15 protein-coding genes and 2 pseudogenes are annotated in these 16,918 nt (G+C 63.4%); 8 read left to right on the top strand and 9 right to left on the bottom strand.

Translation table 11 applies throughout. The features are described from left to right. The first annotated feature begins 266 nt into the window (after positions 1–266). The gene (locus tag BLR05_RS25930; RefSeq protein ID WP_143015921.1) at positions 267–563 is read left to right on the top strand and encodes a hypothetical protein; all 297 of its coding nucleotides are present in this window, start codon (positions 267–269) and stop codon (positions 561–563) included. 2 nt (positions 564–565) lie between these two features. Then, positions 566–2,014, top strand: coding sequence for a hypothetical protein (locus BLR05_RS25925; protein WP_143015920.1), 1,449 nt, complete (start codon positions 566–568; stop codon positions 2,012–2,014). A gap of 20 nt (positions 2,015–2,034) precedes the next feature. Here BLR05_RS25925 and BLR05_RS15230 read toward each other — a convergent pair. Together BLR05_RS15230 and BLR05_RS15225 are read right to left on the bottom strand one after the other, a co-directional pair. Beyond that, positions 2,035–2,328 (bottom strand): annotated as a pseudogene (locus BLR05_RS15230) (transposase); the annotation flags it as partial. A 584-nt stretch (positions 2,329–2,912) separates the two neighbouring features. Next, positions 2,913–3,809: pseudogene (locus tag BLR05_RS15225) on the bottom strand (YifB family Mg chelatase-like AAA ATPase); the annotation flags it as partial. Between the two features lie 242 nt (positions 3,810–4,051). On the opposite strand from BLR05_RS15225, the gene BLR05_RS15220 reads away from it, so the two are divergent. The 4 genes from BLR05_RS15220 (at position 4,052) to BLR05_RS15205 (ending at position 8,072) form a co-directional block, all read left to right on the top strand. After that, on the top strand, positions 4,052–4,777 hold the full coding sequence (locus BLR05_RS15220) for a TorF family putative porin (protein ID WP_092835645.1): 726 nt from the start codon (positions 4,052–4,054) through the stop codon (positions 4,775–4,777). A 52-nt stretch (positions 4,778–4,829) separates the two neighbouring features. Beyond that, positions 4,830–5,168, top strand: a complete 339-nt coding sequence (glnK, locus tag BLR05_RS15215; RefSeq protein WP_011793419.1) for a P-II family nitrogen regulator — start codon at positions 4,830–4,832, stop codon at positions 5,166–5,168. Between the two features lie 52 nt (positions 5,169–5,220). Next, positions 5,221–6,660 carry an ammonium transporter gene (locus BLR05_RS15210; RefSeq protein ID WP_092835643.1) on the top strand — a complete coding sequence of 480 codons (1,440 nt, stop codon included), beginning with the start codon at positions 5,221–5,223 and terminating at the stop codon, positions 6,658–6,660. 428 nt (positions 6,661–7,088) lie between these two features. Further along, positions 7,089–8,072, top strand: coding sequence for an SMP-30/gluconolactonase/LRE family protein (locus BLR05_RS15205; RefSeq protein WP_092835641.1), 984 nt, complete (start codon positions 7,089–7,091; stop codon positions 8,070–8,072). Between the two features lie 23 nt (positions 8,073–8,095). Here BLR05_RS15205 and BLR05_RS15200 read toward each other — a convergent pair whose 3' ends face one another. From BLR05_RS15200 to BLR05_RS15175, 7 genes are all read right to left on the bottom strand, one after another. Further along, on the bottom strand, positions 8,096–8,473 hold the full coding sequence (locus tag BLR05_RS15200; RefSeq protein ID WP_092835639.1) for a hypothetical protein: 378 nt from the start codon (positions 8,471–8,473) through the stop codon (positions 8,096–8,098). Continuing rightward, positions 8,470–9,072 carry a DUF4123 domain-containing protein gene (locus tag BLR05_RS15195; protein ID WP_092835637.1) on the bottom strand — a complete coding sequence of 201 codons (603 nt, stop codon included), beginning with the start codon at positions 9,070–9,072 and terminating at the stop codon, positions 8,470–8,472. The genes BLR05_RS15200 and BLR05_RS15195 overlap by 4 nt, the downstream gene beginning before the upstream one ends. 16 nt (positions 9,073–9,088) lie before the next feature. Further along, positions 9,089–9,817 (bottom strand): hypothetical protein, encoded by a 729-nt coding sequence (locus tag BLR05_RS15190; RefSeq protein ID WP_244160107.1) that lies wholly within the window; start codon positions 9,815–9,817, stop codon positions 9,089–9,091. 16 nt (positions 9,818–9,833) lie between these two features. Then, positions 9,834–10,550 carry a hypothetical protein gene (locus BLR05_RS25920; RefSeq protein WP_143015919.1) on the bottom strand — a complete coding sequence of 239 codons (717 nt, stop codon included), beginning with the start codon at positions 10,548–10,550 and terminating at the stop codon, positions 9,834–9,836. A 5-nt stretch (positions 10,551–10,555) separates the two neighbouring features. After that, the gene (locus tag BLR05_RS15185) at positions 10,556–11,527 is read right to left on the bottom strand and encodes a pesticin C-terminus-like muramidase (protein ID WP_092835635.1); all 972 of its coding nucleotides are present in this window, start codon (positions 11,525–11,527) and stop codon (positions 10,556–10,558) included. Between the two features lie 68 nt (positions 11,528–11,595). Next, the gene (locus BLR05_RS15180) at positions 11,596–11,937 is read right to left on the bottom strand and encodes a PAAR domain-containing protein (RefSeq protein WP_092835633.1); all 342 of its coding nucleotides are present in this window, start codon (positions 11,935–11,937) and stop codon (positions 11,596–11,598) included. Between the two features lie 45 nt (positions 11,938–11,982). Then, positions 11,983–14,739, bottom strand: coding sequence for a type VI secretion system Vgr family protein (locus tag BLR05_RS15175; RefSeq protein ID WP_092835631.1), 2,757 nt, complete (start codon positions 14,737–14,739; stop codon positions 11,983–11,985). 259 nt (positions 14,740–14,998) lie between these two features. Here BLR05_RS15175 and glcE point away from each other — a divergent pair, with 259 nt between their 5' ends. Next, positions 14,999–16,126: a glycolate oxidase subunit GlcE gene (gene glcE / locus BLR05_RS15170; protein WP_092835695.1), complete on the top strand. Its 1,128-nt coding sequence runs from the start codon at positions 14,999–15,001 to the stop codon at positions 16,124–16,126. A gap of 8 nt (positions 16,127–16,134) precedes the next feature. After that, positions 16,135–16,905 carry a YoaK family protein gene (locus tag BLR05_RS15165; protein WP_092835629.1) on the top strand — a complete coding sequence of 257 codons (771 nt, stop codon included), beginning with the start codon at positions 16,135–16,137 and terminating at the stop codon, positions 16,903–16,905. Positions 16,906–16,918 lie beyond the last annotated feature (13 nt).

Genomic DNA, 16,918 nt, shown 5'->3' with positions numbered 1-16,918 from the left:
TGGAGCAGGCAGGACGCTTCAGAGAGTACCCGCCGGCCATGCGAACCTAAGAAGTACTCAACGGACTACATGCCACCTTTACGGCGGTCGTGAGCCTCGTGGACTGCAGCACTGGAACTGCATCATAGCCGTTCTGAACGCAAAAGTTTCGCGGGAGATTCGGCCTTTGCGATTCCTGAGTCGTATTAAAAAATCTGCCTTCCTTTCGATCATCGAAGGGATAGCGCCGGCTTTTCTCCGGTATCTTGTCGAACTTCGGAGCTTTTATGTCTCTTTCTACCTACCTTAATGAAGCCAACCTCGTGTTCCGCCAGGGACAACAGTTGTATCACTTGCATCAGATGTTGAAGGATTTCCCCGAAGATAGGGTCATTAGCAAACTCGGTCAAACCTACGTAGAACTGGGTTGCGCTTCTACTTTAGCCGCGGGCATCGTAACTGCTGCCGCAGTTGTCGAGTCATATCGCAGCACTGAGCGTGGTGAGCGTGCCATGCAACTTGCAAGACAGGGCCTAAAAAGCACCGCTAAGGCTGAACAAAAATATGGTCTGAAGGAGGCATAAATATGCAAAAGCGCACTTGGACAGATGCCCAACGTGCGCTCGAAAATGAGTTCGAGCGAGTTGAGCGCAAAGAAAAGGAAAATAGCGCTAAAGATGGGAGAAAAGAGAAGAAGGTGAAGTTGGCGATCGAGAAATCAACGGTAATTCAAGTCATTCGAGATGTTCTATCTCTTCCGGAAAATGTGGAAACTCCCGGAACTAAACAGGAGCATCTACTTCTTGAACAGATCGTCTGCCTGATGAATTTTCATAATCGCAAATGGATGCGAGAAATCCAAGTAGCATTTTCATATATGCAGATGATTGGCGATGATATTCCCGGAGAGGCTGAAATTAAACTCCGCGTCACTCTGAGCGAATTGGATGAAGCGAAAGAGCGGGGTCGCATTGTCGATCTGCGGAACTATTTCTGCAAACTGTTACGCATGTGCATTCCTGGCGAGGAGCAGGTCCTGCACGATGAACTTGAAGATTTTTTGAATAAATATTCGGTAGCTGATGCGCGAGTGGAAGTGCTGGAATCCGCTGCATATAACGTGGCAACTAGTTTCCAGTCAGCCTTTTATGAGTGTAAGCGAAGCATTCGTCCCCGGCCTGTGAGAGTTGATTGTCTTTCAGACGAGTCCCATCGTCACAGATACCCGAATTTACTGGATCAGTATATTAAAATTTCGACGCAGATATCTGGTCGAGATTCCTTTCGTATTGGGCTCGCTGCCGAAGATTCCTTATTTACCCGTCTTTACCTTAATGCTAGTCTCAATCGTTTTTTGCTTGAGCAGTGGGCTTATGAGTGGAGGGCTCGTAAAGCATTGCCTGTGCAGGTCGAACTCGTAAAATCTCTTGAATCCTCCGGATGTCAAATTATATCTACTTTGGGCAGACATATAAATGATGGGGTTGTTTGCTACCCGGAAGTGGTCAAGGAAGTCTTGGCCGAGACGCTGCAGAGCGCCGGTGGAGCGGAAAGGGTATTGACCTCAAATGTCTTGGAGCGTATTGGGGAGCAGGTATGCGCCTGCCAAGCCAGCGCACTTCTTCCAGAATTTAGAAATGAGCATGGTACGAACGAATTTATGTTGAAATATCCACCGTTGTCTTGCTGCCTTTGGTGGATCGTTCTGACATGGTGCTACCTACACAAGAGTACACTTCCCAACGACGACGCGCGCGTTCACAGTAGTCTGACAAGGCCAATATCCAAACGATCAAAAATCGTTGTCGGCGGGCAGCAGATGTCCTCTCTTCGTCGCTTATTTTCAACGTTATTCTATAGCTACCAGTTTGTGTCACCCTCGGTGAAGCGGTTGCACTATCATGCCGACCATGTCGCAGGTGTTAAAAAGGTGGTAAACGATTTTGTCGGCATGGAGCTTAAGACGGCATCTTTACATCAGCTAAGATCAGGAGTGGAAAAATTAATCGCCGGTGTTGTTCCTGCAGTGCGGTGACATCCTGACGCTAGAGCGTGTTATGAACTTCCCGCCGCAGCCAGCACCCGCGCGGCGGCGGGCAACATAAGCACCGCAAACACCAGGAAATGCATCCCGCCGAGCACTTCGGGTAGCCGCTCGTAGTCCCGGGAGAGCCTGCGAAACCTCGCCAGCCAGCCGAAGCTTCTCTCCACCACCCAGCGGCGCGGCAGCAGCACAAAGCCCTTCTTCGCCTCGGGCAGCTTCACGATCTGCAGGTCAATTCCGCTGTCCTGCGCCGCCTTCGATGCCGCTTCACCCGTGTAGCCCTGGTCGGCCCAAGCCAGTTGCAATCAGGGTCAGGTACGGCGCAGCGAAGCTCCATTCTTCATCGCTCACGTCCGTCGGGTAGGGCTTGCGGGGCATCTGCAATCTCTACCCTCGGCTCCGCGCTCAGGGAACAAAGTTCATAACACGCTCTAGGCGGGTTGCCAGACAAGTTCTGCGCTGCTGTGCCCGCGGAAGCCAGCCTTGATCTTCAGCGACTTCCTTACCGATTAGGCCACATCGTCCGCACTTAACGCGATTGCCGACCTGATGAGCAACTGCTTTCGCGGGGCCTGGGATGTTGACCTGCCCGCAGTAGATGTGTAGGCAGCGTGCTCTGGAGACCGCTGATAGTGCTGCGGGAGTCTCAGGAGCCTCACTAGGCAGCCGAAGCCCTGTCGCTATTCGGCACTGGGATGACAGCGCGAAACCTGCCGTGATGTGGATGCAACGGGCGCGAGTCACTTATGCCAGCCCACACACAAACCTCGAGGCCTTAGGTGATTAGAGGGCGGGTTGGTGAAAGATCTAGCCTGATTCTTATTTAATGTCGCACTTCCCGGCTAATTCTTATTTAATTCTAATATTCCTAAATAGCGGTTTCGATTACACCGCCCCCCACCAGGGCCACCGCACTGCAGGAGTGGTGGGGCGCGGCCGTCGGCCTGGCACCCCATGCGGTCGGAGTGAACCGCCCGGCCAGGCTGGCCACCGCGGCGCTTTCCAGCGCCTCGTCCACCGACATCGCCGGCAGCAGGCCCGCGAAGCGGTGCGCCAGCATCGACTTGCCCGAGCCCGGCGGGCCCACCATGAGCAGGCCATGGCCGCCTGCGGCGGCGATCTCCAGCGCGCGCCGGGCGGCGGCCTGGCCCTTCACGTCGGCGAGGTCCTCGGCGGGTGCTGCGGCCATCGGGGGCATGCCCTCCACCCGGCACCACCCGTCTTCGGTACCGCTTTCGGGGCCAGGCCCGGCGCTGGCCGCCGCCTGGGGCGGCAGGAACCGCGCCACCACGTCCAGCAGGTGCCGGGCCCGGTACACCTCGGTGCCGGGCACCAGGGCCGCTTCTTCGGCACTGCCGGGCGGCAGCACCATGCGGGCACGGCCATCGGCGGAGCGCAGGGCGAGGCTGGTGGCGAGTGCGCCGCGTACCGGGCGGAGTTCACCGGACAGCGACAGCTCGCCGGCGAACTCATGGCCAGCCAGTTGCGCGCCGTCGATCTGGCCGCTGGCGGCCAGGATGCCCAGGGCGATCGGCAGGTCGAAGCGGCCGGAGTCCTTAGGCAGGTCGGCCGGCGCCAGGTTGACGGTGATTTTCTTGTTGTGGGGGAATTCCAGCCCCGCGTTCTGCAGCGCCGAACGCACGCGCTCGCGCGCCTCCTTCACCTCCACGTCTGCCAGCCCCACCAGCGTGAAGCTCGGCAGGCCATTGGCCAGATGCACTTCCACCGTGACGGCCGCGGCCTGCAGGCCCAGCAGCGCGCGGCTCTGCACCAAGGCAAGACTCATGAACTTTTTCCTCCCCACTTGGGTGCGCCGCCAGGTGTCGGCGCATCGGGGGCGCATGCTACGCACCATTCGGGTGCGCCGTGCTGCAAAACCGTCAGGGTTGTAACCATCCTCGCAAGGGAGGAGAGTGCGGCGCACCCATTCGGAGCGCCCGGGGCACCATGCGGGCAAAACATGGCACGGTCCATGCTTGGCGTCTGGCGAACCTTTATCCACCGTTGGCTTATTCCGAAGGAGCCCCCATGAACCGCGTCCTGAAGTCCCTGAGCATCGCCTTCCTGGCCGCCGCCCCCGTCTGGGCCAGCGCCCAGCTGACTGGCAATGTGAGCCTGACCACCAACTACAAGTTCCGTGGACAGGACCAGGACGCAAGCAAGGTGAAGGCCGTCAAACCCGCCATCCAGGGCGGCTTCGACTACACCTTCGGCGAGACCGGCTTCTACCTGGGCAACTGGAACTCCAGCGTGGACTGGCTGCCCGGCAATTCCATCGAAATGGATTTTTATGGCGGCTATAAATTCAAGGCCGGGGGCATGGACCTGGACGTGGGGGCCCTGACCTATGTGTATCCCGGCAACACCAACGGCAACACGACCGAGCTGTATGGCGCTGCCACGTATGGCCCGGTGACGGCCAAGTACTCGCACACGGTGTCCAAGGACTATTTCGGCTGGGCGGGCGCCAAGTCCTCCAGCAGCCGCGGCCGCAACACCGGCTACCTGAACGTCGCCTTCGCGCAGGAAGTCGCACCGAGCACCACCTTCAAGGCCGCAGTGGGCTACACGCGCTTCGCGAGCGACATCAAGGACCTGGGCGTGCCCAACTATGTGGACTACAGCGTGGGCGGCGCCTACGATTTCGGCGCCGGACTGTCGCTGTCGGCCGCGGTGGCGGGCGCCAACAAGAAGAATTTTTTCGGCCCGGTGAACAAGAACCGGCTCATCGTCACGCTCACGAAAACCCTTTGACCGACCATATCCACAACGGGGGCCCGGAGGCCCCTACTACGGAGATCCGAACATGAAAATGGTGACAGCCATCATCAAACCCTTCAAGCTCGACGAGGTGCGCGAGGCCCTCTCGGACATCGGCGTGCAGGGCATCACCGTGACCGAGGTCAAGGGCTTCGGGCGGCAGAAGGGCCACACCGAGCTCTACCGCGGCGCCGAGTACGTGGTGGACTTCCTGCCCAAGGTGAAGATCGAGGCCGCCGTCGCGGACGACCTCGTGGAGCGGGTCATCGAGGCGATCGAGGGCGCCGCACGCACCGGCAAGATCGGCGACGGCAAGATCTTCGTGGGGCACCTGGAGCAGGTGGTCCGCATCCGCACCGGCGAGACCGGCAAGGAAGCCCTCTGACGGCGGCCCGAGCGCACAGCCAACGGATCAACGCATTCCGAGAGATACAACCATGAAAAAACTGCTTGCTTCCTTCCTGCTGGGAATGGGCCTGCTGGCTGCCGGCTCCGCCGCGCTGGCACAGGCCCCTGCCGCCTCCGAGCCGGCCGCCGTCACCGCGTCGGCGCCCGATGCCGCCCCCGCGCCGGCTGCTGCCGCAGCACCCGCGGCCGCCGCACCGGCTGCCGCTGCCGCCTCCGAAGCCGCCCCCGCGGCGCCGGCACCGAAGCTCGACTCCGGCGATACCGCCTGGATGCTGACTTCGACGCTGCTGGTGATCCTCATGACCATCCCGGGCCTGGCCCTGTTCTACGGCGGCCTGGCCCGCTCCAAGAACATGCTGTCGGTGCTGGTGCAGGTGTTCGTGATCTTCTCGCTGATCTCCGTGCTCTGGGCCATCTACGGCTACAGCCTGGCATTCGGCGGCGAAGGCACGTTCTTCGGCACGTTCGACAAGATCTTCCTCAAGGGCATTGCGCCGGACACGCTCTCCGGCGCGCTGCCGACGATCCCCGAGTACGTGTTCGTGTCGTTCCAGTCCACCTTCGCGGCGATCACCGTCGCGCTGGTCGTGGGCTCGTTCGCCGAGCGCATCAAGTTCGCCGCCGTGCTGATCTTCTCGGTGCTGTGGTTCACGTTCAGCTACATCCCGATGGCCCACATGGTGTGGGGCGGCGGCCTGCTGGGCAAGGACGGCGCGCTGGACTTCGCCGGCGGCACCGTGGTGCACATCAACGCCGGTATCGCCGGCCTGGTGGGCGCCTACATGGTGGGCAAGCGCATCGGCTTCGGCAAGGAGGCGCTCACGCCCCACAGCCTGACGCTGACCATGGTGGGTGCATCGCTGCTGTGGGTGGGCTGGTTCGGTTTCAACGCCGGTTCCGCCGGTGCCGCCAACGGCGCTGCAGGCCTGGCCTTCGTGAACACCGTGCTCGCCACGGGCGCCGCCACGCTGAGCTGGCTGGCCGGTGAATCCCTGCACAAGGGCAAGGCCTCCATGCTGGGCGCCGCCTCGGGTGCCGTGGCCGGCCTCGTGGCCGTCACGCCGGCCGCCGGCTTCGTCGGCCCCATGGGCGCCATCGTGCTCGGCCTGATCGCCGGCGTGGTCTGCCTCTGGGGCGTGGGCGGGCTCAAGAAGATGCTGGGCGCCGACGACGCGTTCGACGTGTTCGGCGTGCACGGCGTGGGCGGCATCCTCGGCGCCATCCTGACGGGCGTGTTCGCTTCGCAGGGCCTGGGCGGCACGGGCGGCCCGACGCCCGACACGTTCTCGATGGGTGCCCAGGTGTGGATCCAGGTCAAGAGCGTGGTGATCACGCTGGTCTGGTCCGGCGTGGTGGCCTTCATCTCCTACAAGATCGCCGATCTGCTGGTGGGCCTGCGCGTCAGCGAGGAAGCCGAGCGCGAGGGGCTGGACATCACTTCGCACGGCGAAACGGCCTACAACCGCTAGAGCAGGCGACACCCCCCTGGGCGGCTGCGCCGCTCCCCCCGCTCTCGCCGCGCGAGCGCGGCGGGCAGGGGGACGCCGCCGGTGGCCCGGCAAAGCCGGTTCCACGGCGTCTGCTGGCGTGGCCTGCTTAGCGGCCATCTGACCGACCAAGCCGCGAGGAGAGTGAATCAGGGTTTGTGCGCCGTTCCTTTGGATGCTGAAAAAGGGTACGGTGCCAGGTATCTGGACCGGGGCGGCGACTGGTGGCGTCACCCGGGCCGGACGACAACGAACGATCGAGTTGCTCCTTTTGGACATTCGGCCCGCCCGCAAGGCGGGCTTTTTTTTTGGCCGTGCGGCGCCATGGCCGAATAATCGGTGCCGGGGCCCGGGAAGGCGGCTGCGGCGGTCGCGCCGCCCAAGGGCTCCATCACCGAAGAGGACACCGCATGCACCTGGACATGGACTGGCGCACGGGCAGCCTGGAGCCCGACGCGCTCGGCGAGTCGCCGTTCTGGCATCCGCTGGAAACCCGCCTCTACTGGGTCGATATCGCCGGCTGCGCGCTGGCCCGCTGGGAGCCCGACACCGGCCGCATCGACCGGTGGGCCATGCCCTGCGAGCCGGGCTGCATCGCCCCCGCGCGCACCGCGGGGGTGGCCAGCGGCCTGGTGATCGCGCTGCGCGATGGCATCTACCGGGCGCGCGAATGGGGCGGTGCCCTGGTGCCGGTGGCCACGCTGCCCTACGACCCGGCCACGCAGCGCGCCAACGACGGCAAGTGCGACGCCCTGGGCCGCTTCTGGGTGGGCACGCTGCACGAGCCGCCGGCCGGGCAGCCGCGGGAGGCGGTGGGCGCGCTCTACTGCATCGACGGCCGCGGCAGCGCCAGCGCGCCCGCGGTGCGCCGCATGCTGGATGGCGTGATGACCGCCAACGGCCTGGCCTGGTCGCCGGACGGCCGGCGGCTCTACTGGGCCGATACCCCGGCCCACACGGTGAGCGCCTGGGAGTGCGACGCGCACGGCGAACCCCAGGGCAGCCCGCGCGTGTTCCATTCCTTCCCGCCCAAGCCGGCGCAGTGGCGCCCCGGCGATCCCGGCTACGCCGGCCGGCCCGACGGGGCCGTGGTGGACGCCGAAGGCCACTACTGGACCGCCATGTACGAGGGCGGCCGGCTGCTGCGGCTGGCACCGTCGGGCGAGATCGTGGCCGAGGTACCGGTGCCGGTGGTGTGCCCCACCATGCCCTGCCTGGGCGGGGTGGGCGGGCGCGAGCTGTTCGCCACCTCGGCCCGCAAGGGCCGCCCCGAGGAGGAAGTCACCCGGCTGCCGTGGACGGGCTTCCTGCTGCGCGCCGGCCGGCCGGCGCCGGCGCCGGGCCAGCCGGTGGCATGGTACGAGGAGGCGGCGCTGCCGGCGGGGATGGATTGACCGGCGCCCGGGCGAGCGTGGCTTTACGGCGGCACCGGCCTGGCCAGGGCCAGTGCGCGTTCGACGCTGGCATGCGCCAGGGCCATGTTGCCTCCGCGAGCCATGCGCACGCAGAAGTCGATCATCTCGCCCAGGTTGCCGTCGATGCCGCAGTGCATGGCGCGCAGCGCGTCGAACCCGGTCAGGATCAGGGCTGCGCCGTCCTCCAGTCCGGCCAGCCGCCCGGCCCGGTGCACCATGTAGAGACAGGCGGTGACCTGCTCGGGCGTGAGGGCTTCCTCGTCCGGAAACTCCTGCGCCTCCAGCCGGAACCAGCGCCGCGCCACCTGCACGATCCAGCGCTGCGCCTCTTCCAGGCTGGCATGCTCCATCTGCTCCGGGGTGAATGCCATCACCGTCATGGGCGGGCTCCTTCCTGCGTGCCGGCCGTTTCGGCCCAATGGTGCTCCGTCACACGCAGAGGGATCGTGGCCGGCACCAGGCCCCACAGCCCCTTGCGCGCGGGGCCATGGCGGACGGTGCGCGTGCGTGCCGCGTCCCCGCCGCTCACCCAGGTCAGCCCGTCCAGCCGGTCGCCCAGCATCCAGCGCAGCTGCCCCTCGGTGCCGATGCGCATGAAGCGGTCGAACACCCGCGCGTCATAGAAGCGGAAATACGCCGATCGACCGTCCGGCAGCCGCACCAGGCTGCTTTTCTTGAGCTGGATGCGCGTGGCCTCCGCGCCGCCCGTGCCGCGCACGACCATGCTCCAGGCCCCGCCCCAGGCATACGGCACTAGCCGCTCCAGGTGCGGCGCCAGCGCGGCCATCGGCACCAGATAGGGCGCCACGCGCGCGAGCGTGAGCGCCTTCACGCCGGAAAACAGGCAGTGGTGTTCGATGTTCGCCTGCCGCATCTGCGGCACCAGGGAATGGTCGCGGGCGGAGTCGATCAGGGCGTAAAGGTTGGCGGCGTCGCTGCGCAGGTGGGCGATGAAGCGCGGGAGACTGGGAGAGGCCATGGCTGGGGTGTTTCGGTCAGCGGACAGCAGCGCGCTGCCGGGGCTCTGCCGGACGTACGCTGCGGCAGAAGATTTCGCATTCATCGCCGTTTTCCGTGTCGCGGGGCGGAGGCGCCATGTACACGGCGATGTCGCTGGAGACCTGGATCAACACAACTTCCTTGCTGACGGTGCAGCAGTATTCAGTGATCTGATACCCCACGGATTCGCCCCATCTTTGCCAAGAGGTTCCATGGCTCACCATGGTGGCAAGAGACATATGACCATAATGATTACCCAACTGCACTTCCTCTGAGGTAGTGCGAGCGCCTTCGGTGTTTTCCCACTTGTTTTCTTTGTAAGTGAAGCCCCCTACCGTCTTTTTGTCTTTATCGAAGTTTGTCTTGGCAACCAGAATTTGGCTGGCCGGTCCGTCCATGGGGCGCCACTCGCACTCATTTTTCTCCGAATCCGGATAGCGGATATCCCCCTCTCTGCAAGTCCCCTCGAAGACACGGCGTTTGGCATATTCGATTTGAAATTCACATTCTTCCACTCCATCCGTGTTGACGGTTCTTTGGGGCGCTGTGATTTTCAGATGGCGCGGAAGTTTGAAGCTGATGCCGCAGGACGTGACTTGTCTTGGTTCTTGGGTTGTTTTTGGCTGGCTGGGCTCGGCATGAGCGGTTTGCATTCCTGTGAATAGGATTGGAAGTATTACTTTTGCGTATGAAGCCGCAAAGCCATCTCTGAATGCTAAGAACATGATTGATATTGATTGGTTAGTCTGGTGCTTTCAAACCTCGCGGTTGAGTGGCTTTTTTTAAAACTGTGGCGTAGCTGAAGCTGGAGTACTTTTTCTGGTTTTGAGGCTTTAAGTTGTCCGGTCGGTTGAACATCAGGTAGATTTCCTGTTTGGTTTTCGATATCGATATGAAGTTGAGCGCGGATGGCATGATGGTTATAGGGACAACGTCAAAATAATACGGCTCCAATTTTGGCCATGTGATAGCGAAATCTTCGGCAGGGAAGATGTTGAGGATGAGCATCTGTTGCTGAAAAGGGGCATCACTTTTCTCATATAAATCGCAGGCCTCTTTCCATCCATCTCCCCATTCGTCATGCGGACAGAAGTCTTGGCCAAAAGGCGGAAATATCGTATACGTGAAGCCATCACCAGCTCTTCCAGACGGTTGTCCATCGGAGGATTTGAGATTCATTGCTGTGATGCCTGTGCTTTTTATGTGGATAATTTTTCCGACAGGAAGATATGCTTTGTTATCTCTAAAGCCCTCTGGCCAATCTTGAGGTAGCGCACGGCCTGATGCAGCCTCGTGCCTGACCACTTGCCACCAGCCTTCGATTTCTCTTGCCGGATTTTTATATCTTGTCATGGATGGTTTTTTGTTAATTGAGGGGTCGGTTGAGGGTTTGGCAAGAGTTGCTAATGAAGAGGCAAGAAAAATGATGGAAATATTTAAAAATATCCGATACCTCATGATTTTTACTCTTTCTTTTTTTCTGGCATTGAAGTGTATAGGTAATCCCATTCGCGGAGTTTGCGGGGGATTTTTTCACGATCTTCGTTTAGAATGGCTGCTTTCAGATCAGGATTAAGGTTCCAGCTTTGGTAAACGTTTGAGAGGATTGATGTTTGTTGCTCTCTAGTAAGCTCCTTAAATGTTTTTGAACCTTGGGGATTTCCTTCCTCATAAAGGGTTTGAGCCCTAGTGGCCGTTTCTTCGCCTGCTCTTAAATTCAATAAATCTGCTTCTCTTTGGCTTATTGTTAGGGGGTTTTTTCTTGCGAAATCGCATGCTTCTCCCCCAATTTTTCCGAAATATGGTTTAATTTTCTCCACGAGTTTTTCTAGTTCTTCTTCTGAAAGAATTTTGTTTCTCTGATTGTATTTTTCCAACCCGCGTTTGTATGCGGCATGACCTTGTTGGCCGAAGTCTATTCCCTTTGCGATGGTGACTCCCGAGTTGTTTTCTCTGCCATCATTAAGTTTTCCCTGGAGTCTGGTCTCCCCATTTCTGTTTTTCAGCAGAGGTTTGCCATCTGGTTGCTGGATTGGCCACCATGGAACATAGGACTGGAGATATACCCCTTCCCATTTTGCGATCTGAGCGAAATCCAGGTTGGTTTTTTGCGCCTCGTTGATCATTTTCCCAATCTCCGGATTTAGAGTGCCCTGCATAGTTTTTTCTGCAGGCAGACATGAGAAATTCCCTTTTGGGCAGTTTTTTCGCATTTTCCCCTCTGTCTGTTTGATCAATTGATCTAGCCTCCGCGCCTCTTCCGCATACCCCTCCGCCTTGCGGTCCAGTTTCTGTCGTTCCTTTTTTAACCCGGGCAATTCCGCCTTGGCCTTCTCCTGTTCCTGGCGGCATTCCTCGGCCGTCTTGCGCAGCGCACGTTCGCGCGAGAGGGCGTCCTTGTCGTAGTCGGGAAGGTCTTCTTCCTTGAGGGCCATGGGGTTCGGGGTCTTTCGGTGTCGATGGAGTGGGGACGGGCGGGCTCGGGTGGTGCGAGGGCCTCACGTCACGGTCGATGCGCCGGCACGACGAAGGCTGCGCCCTCGTCGGCGGCGGCCTGCATGCAGGCTTCGTCCTTGTCGCGGCCGATGCGCACCGTGGGGCAGCCCTGGGCGATCACGCCGTGGCAGGCGACTTCATCGCCGACGCGGGCGGCGGGGCGCCCGGCCAGCCGCACGGAGGGCTCGCCTTCGGTGATGGGTTCGATGCCCTTGTTGTGGCGCACCCGGTCGCCCATGCGGGCGGCGGGTTGCCCCCCGATGCGGACGGTGGGGGCGCCTTCCAGGATGGGCCCGGCGCCGCGCCGGTGGGCGACGTCGTCGTGCATGCGGGCAGCGGGTTGGGCCATGGCGGGTCGATCGCTTTTTCTGTCGGTATCTGGCTGCTGGGTCGGTCAGGGCTTGGCGCTCCAGCCTGGCGTCTTGCCCATGGCCGCAGGGCCGGCGGAACCGGCAGGGGCGCTGGCCACACTGCCGCCACTGCCACCCGCCCCGCCCAGGCCGGCGATGCCTCCGGCCAGCCCGGCCAACCCGGCGATCGCGCCCAGGTCGCCGCTCTTCAGGGCCTTGGCGGTGTCGAGCAGTCCCTTGGCCTGCTGGAGTGCGCCGAGGGCGCTTTGCAGGCCGGAGGCGCCGCCGCCCATGGCGGCGTTCGCGGCGGACTCCGCCTGGCGCTCCGCGGTGTCGGCGGCCTGCTGCGCCGCGTCGCCGGGCGCGTCGCTGGCGGGCGGAGGCGTTTCGGGCGCGGTCTGGCTGCTGCCGCAGTTGAGGTCGATGAGCCCGGCGTCCGCGTTGATCGCGGCGCTGGCCTGCATTTCGATGTGCGTTCCCTGCAGGTAGATGCCACCGTCGCTGCGCAGCACGATTTTCGCCGCGCCGCAGGCCAGTTCCAGGTGCTCGCCGGCCTGGGCGAAGAGCACCTTGCCGGCTCGGGTTTCCTGGCGCTCGCCCACGTTCACTGTCTGGGTGCGGCCGACCTGCAGGTTCCAGGCCTTGCCGATGTCCTGGGTGTAGGTGTCACCCACGTCGAGGCGCTTGGTCCTGCCCACCTGGGTGCTCTGCTGCAGGCCGACCAGCGTGTTCATCGCCACGCCCACGTTGAGGCTGTAGCCCATGCCGACGTTGTCCAGGCGCGCCATGCCCACGTTCTGCAGCGACATCCGGCCGATGGTCTCGGTCTTGGTCTTGCCCACGCGCAGGGACCAGTTTCTGCCGATCCGGTCTTTCTCGTTGTTGCCGATGGTCTTGGCCCGGTTGGCGCCAATGGAGACCTGCTCGTTGCGGCCGACATCCTCCGTGCGGTCCACGCCGATCGATACCGTTTCGTCCAGTTCGACCCGTTCGCGGCGGTTGCGGTGGATGGTGATGGATTCGTCCCGGTCCACCGTTTCGGTGCGGTTGGAGTGGATGGCGATGGTCTCGTCGCCATCCACTTCCTCGGTGCGCCAGCCGTGTACCGTGATCTTCTCGTTGCGGTCCACCGTCTCGGTGCGGTCCCGGTGGATGGTGTTCGTCTCGTCCCGGTCGATCGTCTTGGCCCGGTCATTGCCGACCCAGTGCGCTTCATCGTTCTCGACCTCGATGAGCTGGTCCTTCTGCGCATGCAGCCATAGCTGCTCCGCGCCCTTCCTGTCCTCGAAGCGGATCGCGTTGGCATCGCCGGCGCCGTTCCTCATGCCGTCGCCGGTCGCGCCGCCCTTGCTCGATCGTGTCTTGATGCCGGACTGCGTGGCATTGCCCGGTAGTGCCCAGGGTGGCATGTTCGCCGCGTTGTAGACGCTGCCTATGACGATCGGATAGTCCGGATCGCCGTTCACGAAATCGATCACCACTTCGTGCCCTATGCGGGGGATGGATACTGCCCCGAAGCCTGAGCCGGCCCAACTGGTCGCCACGCGCACCCAGCAGCTGGAATACTCGTCCATCGCCCCCAGCCGGTCCCAGTGGAACTGCACCTTGATGCGGCCGTATTCGTCGGTCCAGATTTCCTCGCCCGCCGGGCCGACCACGACGGCCGTCTGCGGGCCCGTGGTGCGCGGTTTCGGTGTTTTTCTTGCCGGGGTATAGGGCAGGCTCGTGGGCTGGGCCGTGAGGCTGAATTTCTGGAAGGAGCCCTGCTCTTCGTTGCTCTTGAGCGCTTCTCCCGGCGTGGCGCTGTTGATCGAGGACGTGCCCGGATTCTCGTGAAGGTGGTACGTCACCCCGGTGATGAGGTACTGGCGGTTCTGGTCACCCCGCGGGTAGTTCTCCAGCGTGAAGGTATAGCCGGGTGCGATGCTGCGGTGCCGGGACTCGCCCCTGACGGTGCTGTGGCCCGTGAGCCCTTCCTGCAGGCGCACGCGGGCGTATTGCTCGCCGTCGCCGTGCTGCACGTAGCCGCCCGGCCATTCATAGATCTCGTACGCATCGTGCGCGTGCCCCGGCGGCTGCTGGCGCATGTTGGAGAGGTCCGACCGGGGCTTCTTGAAGTCGTAGTCGTCGTTGTAGTACCGGCCCGACTTGATTTCCTCGCTGAGCACCCAGGCATGGATATTCTCTCGGTCGGCCGTGGCCGACTTCTCCGGCGGGTAGAACGGAATGGTTGCCGCGCCCGGCAAGGGTTCGTGGCAACCTACGATGTCGTCGGCAATCACCAGCGTGTGCTGGCCGCTCGCGTGCTGGAAGTAGTAGTACGCGCCCTCATGCTCCAGCAATCGCGAGACGAAGTCGAAATCGCTCTCGCCGTATTGCACGCAGTAGTCCCAGCTGCGATAAGCCCGCGTGAGCTTGAGCTGCATCGGGTAGCCGTAGCGGCCCAGCACGTCCTGCACGATCTGCGGGGCGGTCTTGAACTGGAAGATGCGGAAGTCCTGCCGCCGCGTGGCCACCCAGAGCCAGGGTTGCAGGCGCAGGTGGTACGAACAGAAGCGGTGGTCCTGCCCCTGCATGCCGAAGCGGGTGACCAGGCCATCGAGGCAACGGCGCCCGCCGCCTTGCGTCTCGATCTCCACCGTCGCAGTTTTACCGAGCAGTGCCTTGGGATCGATGTTCCGGCTCTCCGAGCGCAGGTCGATGTCGAAGGAGAAAAGCTGGCTCAGCTCCTCGCTGCCCCGCAGCTGCCGGAACTGCAGCTGCTCTCCCAGGGGCGTCCGGATGGTGACGCGGCGTGTCATTGTGGTCGGGTTCAGCCCTTGCGGCCGAACGGTAGAGTTCAAAACGGGCGCGATGATAGGAAGCGCTTCCAAAGCAGGGAAGGGCTTGCCAAAATTTGTTTTGTGTCCGGATGTCGGGTGTTATGGCGGTGCAAATGAACCGTTATGCGAGGGTGCCGGCGGGGTCGTTTTCGTGCCCATCCAGGCTTCACGCGCCGTGTTCAAAAAATTCACGCGGGCACCGGGCGCCCCGCTCCGGGGCTGCCGCTACGATGCAGCCATGGATTCCGCCCTCCGCCAGATCATCGAACGCGTGCGCGACAGTGCGCGCGAAGGCCGTCCCCTGCGCATCCGCGGGGGCGGCACCAAGGATTTCCATGGCGGCATGCCGCTGGCCGGCGAAGTGCTCGACACGCGTGCCTGCGCGGGCGTGGTGGACTACGAGCCGAGCGAACTGGTGGTGACGGTGCGCGCCGGCACGCCGCTCGCCGAGCTGGAGGCGCTATTGGCCGGCCGGGGGCAGTGCCTGCCGTTCGAGCCGCCGCATTTCGGCGAGGGCGCCACCGTGGGCGGCATGGTCGCGGCGGGGCTGTCGGGCCCGGCCCGCGCGAGCGCCGGAGCCGTGCGCGATTTCGTGCTCGGGGCGGAGATCGTCAACGGCCGCGCCGAATGCCTGCGCTTCGGCGGGCAGGTCATGAAGAACGTGGCGGGCTACGACGTCTCGCGGCTGATGGCGGGGGCCTGGGGCACGCTGGGCATCGTCACCGAAGTGAGCCTCAAGGTACTGCCCGTTCCACCCGCGGAGGCCACGCTGTGCTTCGATCTGCCGCAGGCCGATGCGCTGCGGCGGCTGCAGGAGTGGGGCGGCCAGCCGCTGCCGCTGAATGCCAGCCGCTGGGAGGCCGGCCCGTCCGGTGCCGCAGGCGGCGTGCTGCACTTGCGGCTGCGGGGTGCCGCGGCGGCCGTGGAGTCCGCCTGCCGAGCGCTGGGCGGAACGTTGCAATCGCCGCAGGAGGCGGCCGCGCAGTGGGGTGCCTGCCGCGAGCAGGCGCTGCCGTGGTTCGCCGGCCGGCCCGCGGGCGCCGCGCTCTGGCGCCTGTCGGTGCCGCAGTCGGCTCCGGCCCTGGCATTGCCCTCAGGGGCATCCGGCCCGCTGGTCGAATGGCACGGCGGGCTGCGCTGGGTGCAGGCACCGCCAGCCCTGGGGCCTGCCCTGCAGGAGGCCGCGCGTGCCGTTGGCGGCGCGGCCACGCCGTTCCGCGCTCCGGCGGAGTCTCCTCTGGTGCCGGCGGACGGTGCCGTGCCGGCGCAGCCCGCGGACGCGGCCCTGCAGCGCATCCACGACCGGCTGCGTGCCGCCTTCGATCCCGCGGGCATCTTCAACCCCGGACGGCGGGTTGCGGGGTAGGGAAGGGCATGCGCCTGCTGCGGCACCTCATGGGGCGGCACCGCACCCCGGCCACCAACCGGCTGCTGGGCCTGCTGCTGGCGTTCAACGCGGGCGCGGTGAACGCGGGCGGCTTCCTCGTCGTGCACAGCTACACCTCGCACATGACGGGGTTTCTGTCCACCGTGGCAGACAACCTCGTGCTGGGCAACATGGCCCTGGTGCTGGCCGCCGTGGGCACGCTCTGGGCGTTCATGTCGGGTGCGGGTACCACCGCGATCATGGTGAACTGGGCGCGCCACCACCGGCTGCGCAGCGGGTTCGCGCTGCCGCTGCTTCTGGAGGCCGTGCTGATGCTGCTGTTCGGGCTGATGGGCGCGATCACCCTGGGCTGGCCCACCCCGTTCTCGGTGCCGCTCACCGTGCTGCTACTGGCCTTCCTCATGGGGCTGCAGAACGCGGTGGTGACCAAGATGTCTTCGGCACAGATCCGCACCACGCACATGACGGGCGTGGCCACCGACCTGGGCATCGAGATGGGCAAGATGCTCTACTGGAACCGGCGCGGCACGCCGCCGGAGGCGCACGTGCATTCCAATCGCGCCCGGCTCGTGCTGTTCGCGAGCCTGCTGGGCATGTTCACGGCCGGCGGCATCGTGGGCGCGGCCGGCTTCAAGCATGTGGGCTTCATCTGGGTGGTGCCCCTGGCGGCGGTGCTGCTGGGGCTCGCGCTGCCGCCGCTCGCCTCGGATTTCGGGCACCTGGCCGCGCTGTGGCGTACGCGCCGCCACCGCCCTTGAGTGCCCTGCGGGC

Source organism: Paracidovorax cattleyae, assembly GCF_900104515.1.
GTDB classification, from domain to species: domain Bacteria; phylum Pseudomonadota; class Gammaproteobacteria; order Burkholderiales; family Burkholderiaceae_C; genus Paracidovorax; species Paracidovorax cattleyae.
Note: the sequence above shows the minus strand (reverse complement) of the source record. Positions and strands in the feature narration are given on the sequence as shown.

What these genes read in the sequence shown, in the direction of transcription:
- BLR05_RS15220 (WP_092835645.1), top strand. Translation starts at nt 4,052, where the DNA reads ATGAACCGCGTCCTGAAGTCCCTGAGCATCGCCTTCCTGGCCGCCGCC.
- BLR05_RS15210 (WP_092835643.1), top strand. Translation starts at nt 5,221, where the DNA reads ATGAAAAAACTGCTTGCTTCCTTCCTGCTGGGAATGGGCCTGCTGGCT.
- glnK (WP_011793419.1), top strand. Translation starts at nt 4,830, where the DNA reads ATGAAAATGGTGACAGCCATCATCAAACCCTTCAAGCTCGACGAGGTG.
- BLR05_RS15180 (WP_092835633.1), bottom strand. Translation starts at nt 11,937, where the DNA reads ATGGCCCAACCCGCTGCCCGCATGCACGACGACGTCGCCCACCGGCGC.
- BLR05_RS25925 (WP_143015920.1), top strand. Translation starts at nt 566, where the DNA reads ATGCAAAAGCGCACTTGGACAGATGCCCAACGTGCGCTCGAAAATGAG.
- glcE (WP_092835695.1), top strand. Translation starts at nt 14,999, where the DNA reads ATGGATTCCGCCCTCCGCCAGATCATCGAACGCGTGCGCGACAGTGCG.
- BLR05_RS15205 (WP_092835641.1), top strand. Translation starts at nt 7,089, where the DNA reads ATGCACCTGGACATGGACTGGCGCACGGGCAGCCTGGAGCCCGACGCG.
- BLR05_RS15165 (WP_092835629.1), top strand. Translation starts at nt 16,135, where the DNA reads ATGCGCCTGCTGCGGCACCTCATGGGGCGGCACCGCACCCCGGCCACC.
- BLR05_RS15175 (WP_092835631.1), bottom strand. Translation starts at nt 14,739, where the DNA reads ATGACACGCCGCGTCACCATCCGGACGCCCCTGGGAGAGCAGCTGCAG.
- BLR05_RS25930 (WP_143015921.1), top strand. Translation starts at nt 267, where the DNA reads ATGTCTCTTTCTACCTACCTTAATGAAGCCAACCTCGTGTTCCGCCAG.
- BLR05_RS25920 (WP_143015919.1), bottom strand. Translation starts at nt 10,550, where the DNA reads ATGAGGTATCGGATATTTTTAAATATTTCCATCATTTTTCTTGCCTCT.
- BLR05_RS15185 (WP_092835635.1), bottom strand. Translation starts at nt 11,527, where the DNA reads ATGGCCCTCAAGGAAGAAGACCTTCCCGACTACGACAAGGACGCCCTC.
- BLR05_RS15200 (WP_092835639.1), bottom strand. Translation starts at nt 8,473, where the DNA reads ATGACGGTGATGGCATTCACCCCGGAGCAGATGGAGCATGCCAGCCTG.
- BLR05_RS15190 (WP_244160107.1), bottom strand. Translation starts at nt 9,817, where the DNA reads ATGTTCTTAGCATTCAGAGATGGCTTTGCGGCTTCATACGCAAAAGTA.
- BLR05_RS15195 (WP_092835637.1), bottom strand. Translation starts at nt 9,072, where the DNA reads ATGGCCTCTCCCAGTCTCCCGCGCTTCATCGCCCACCTGCGCAGCGAC.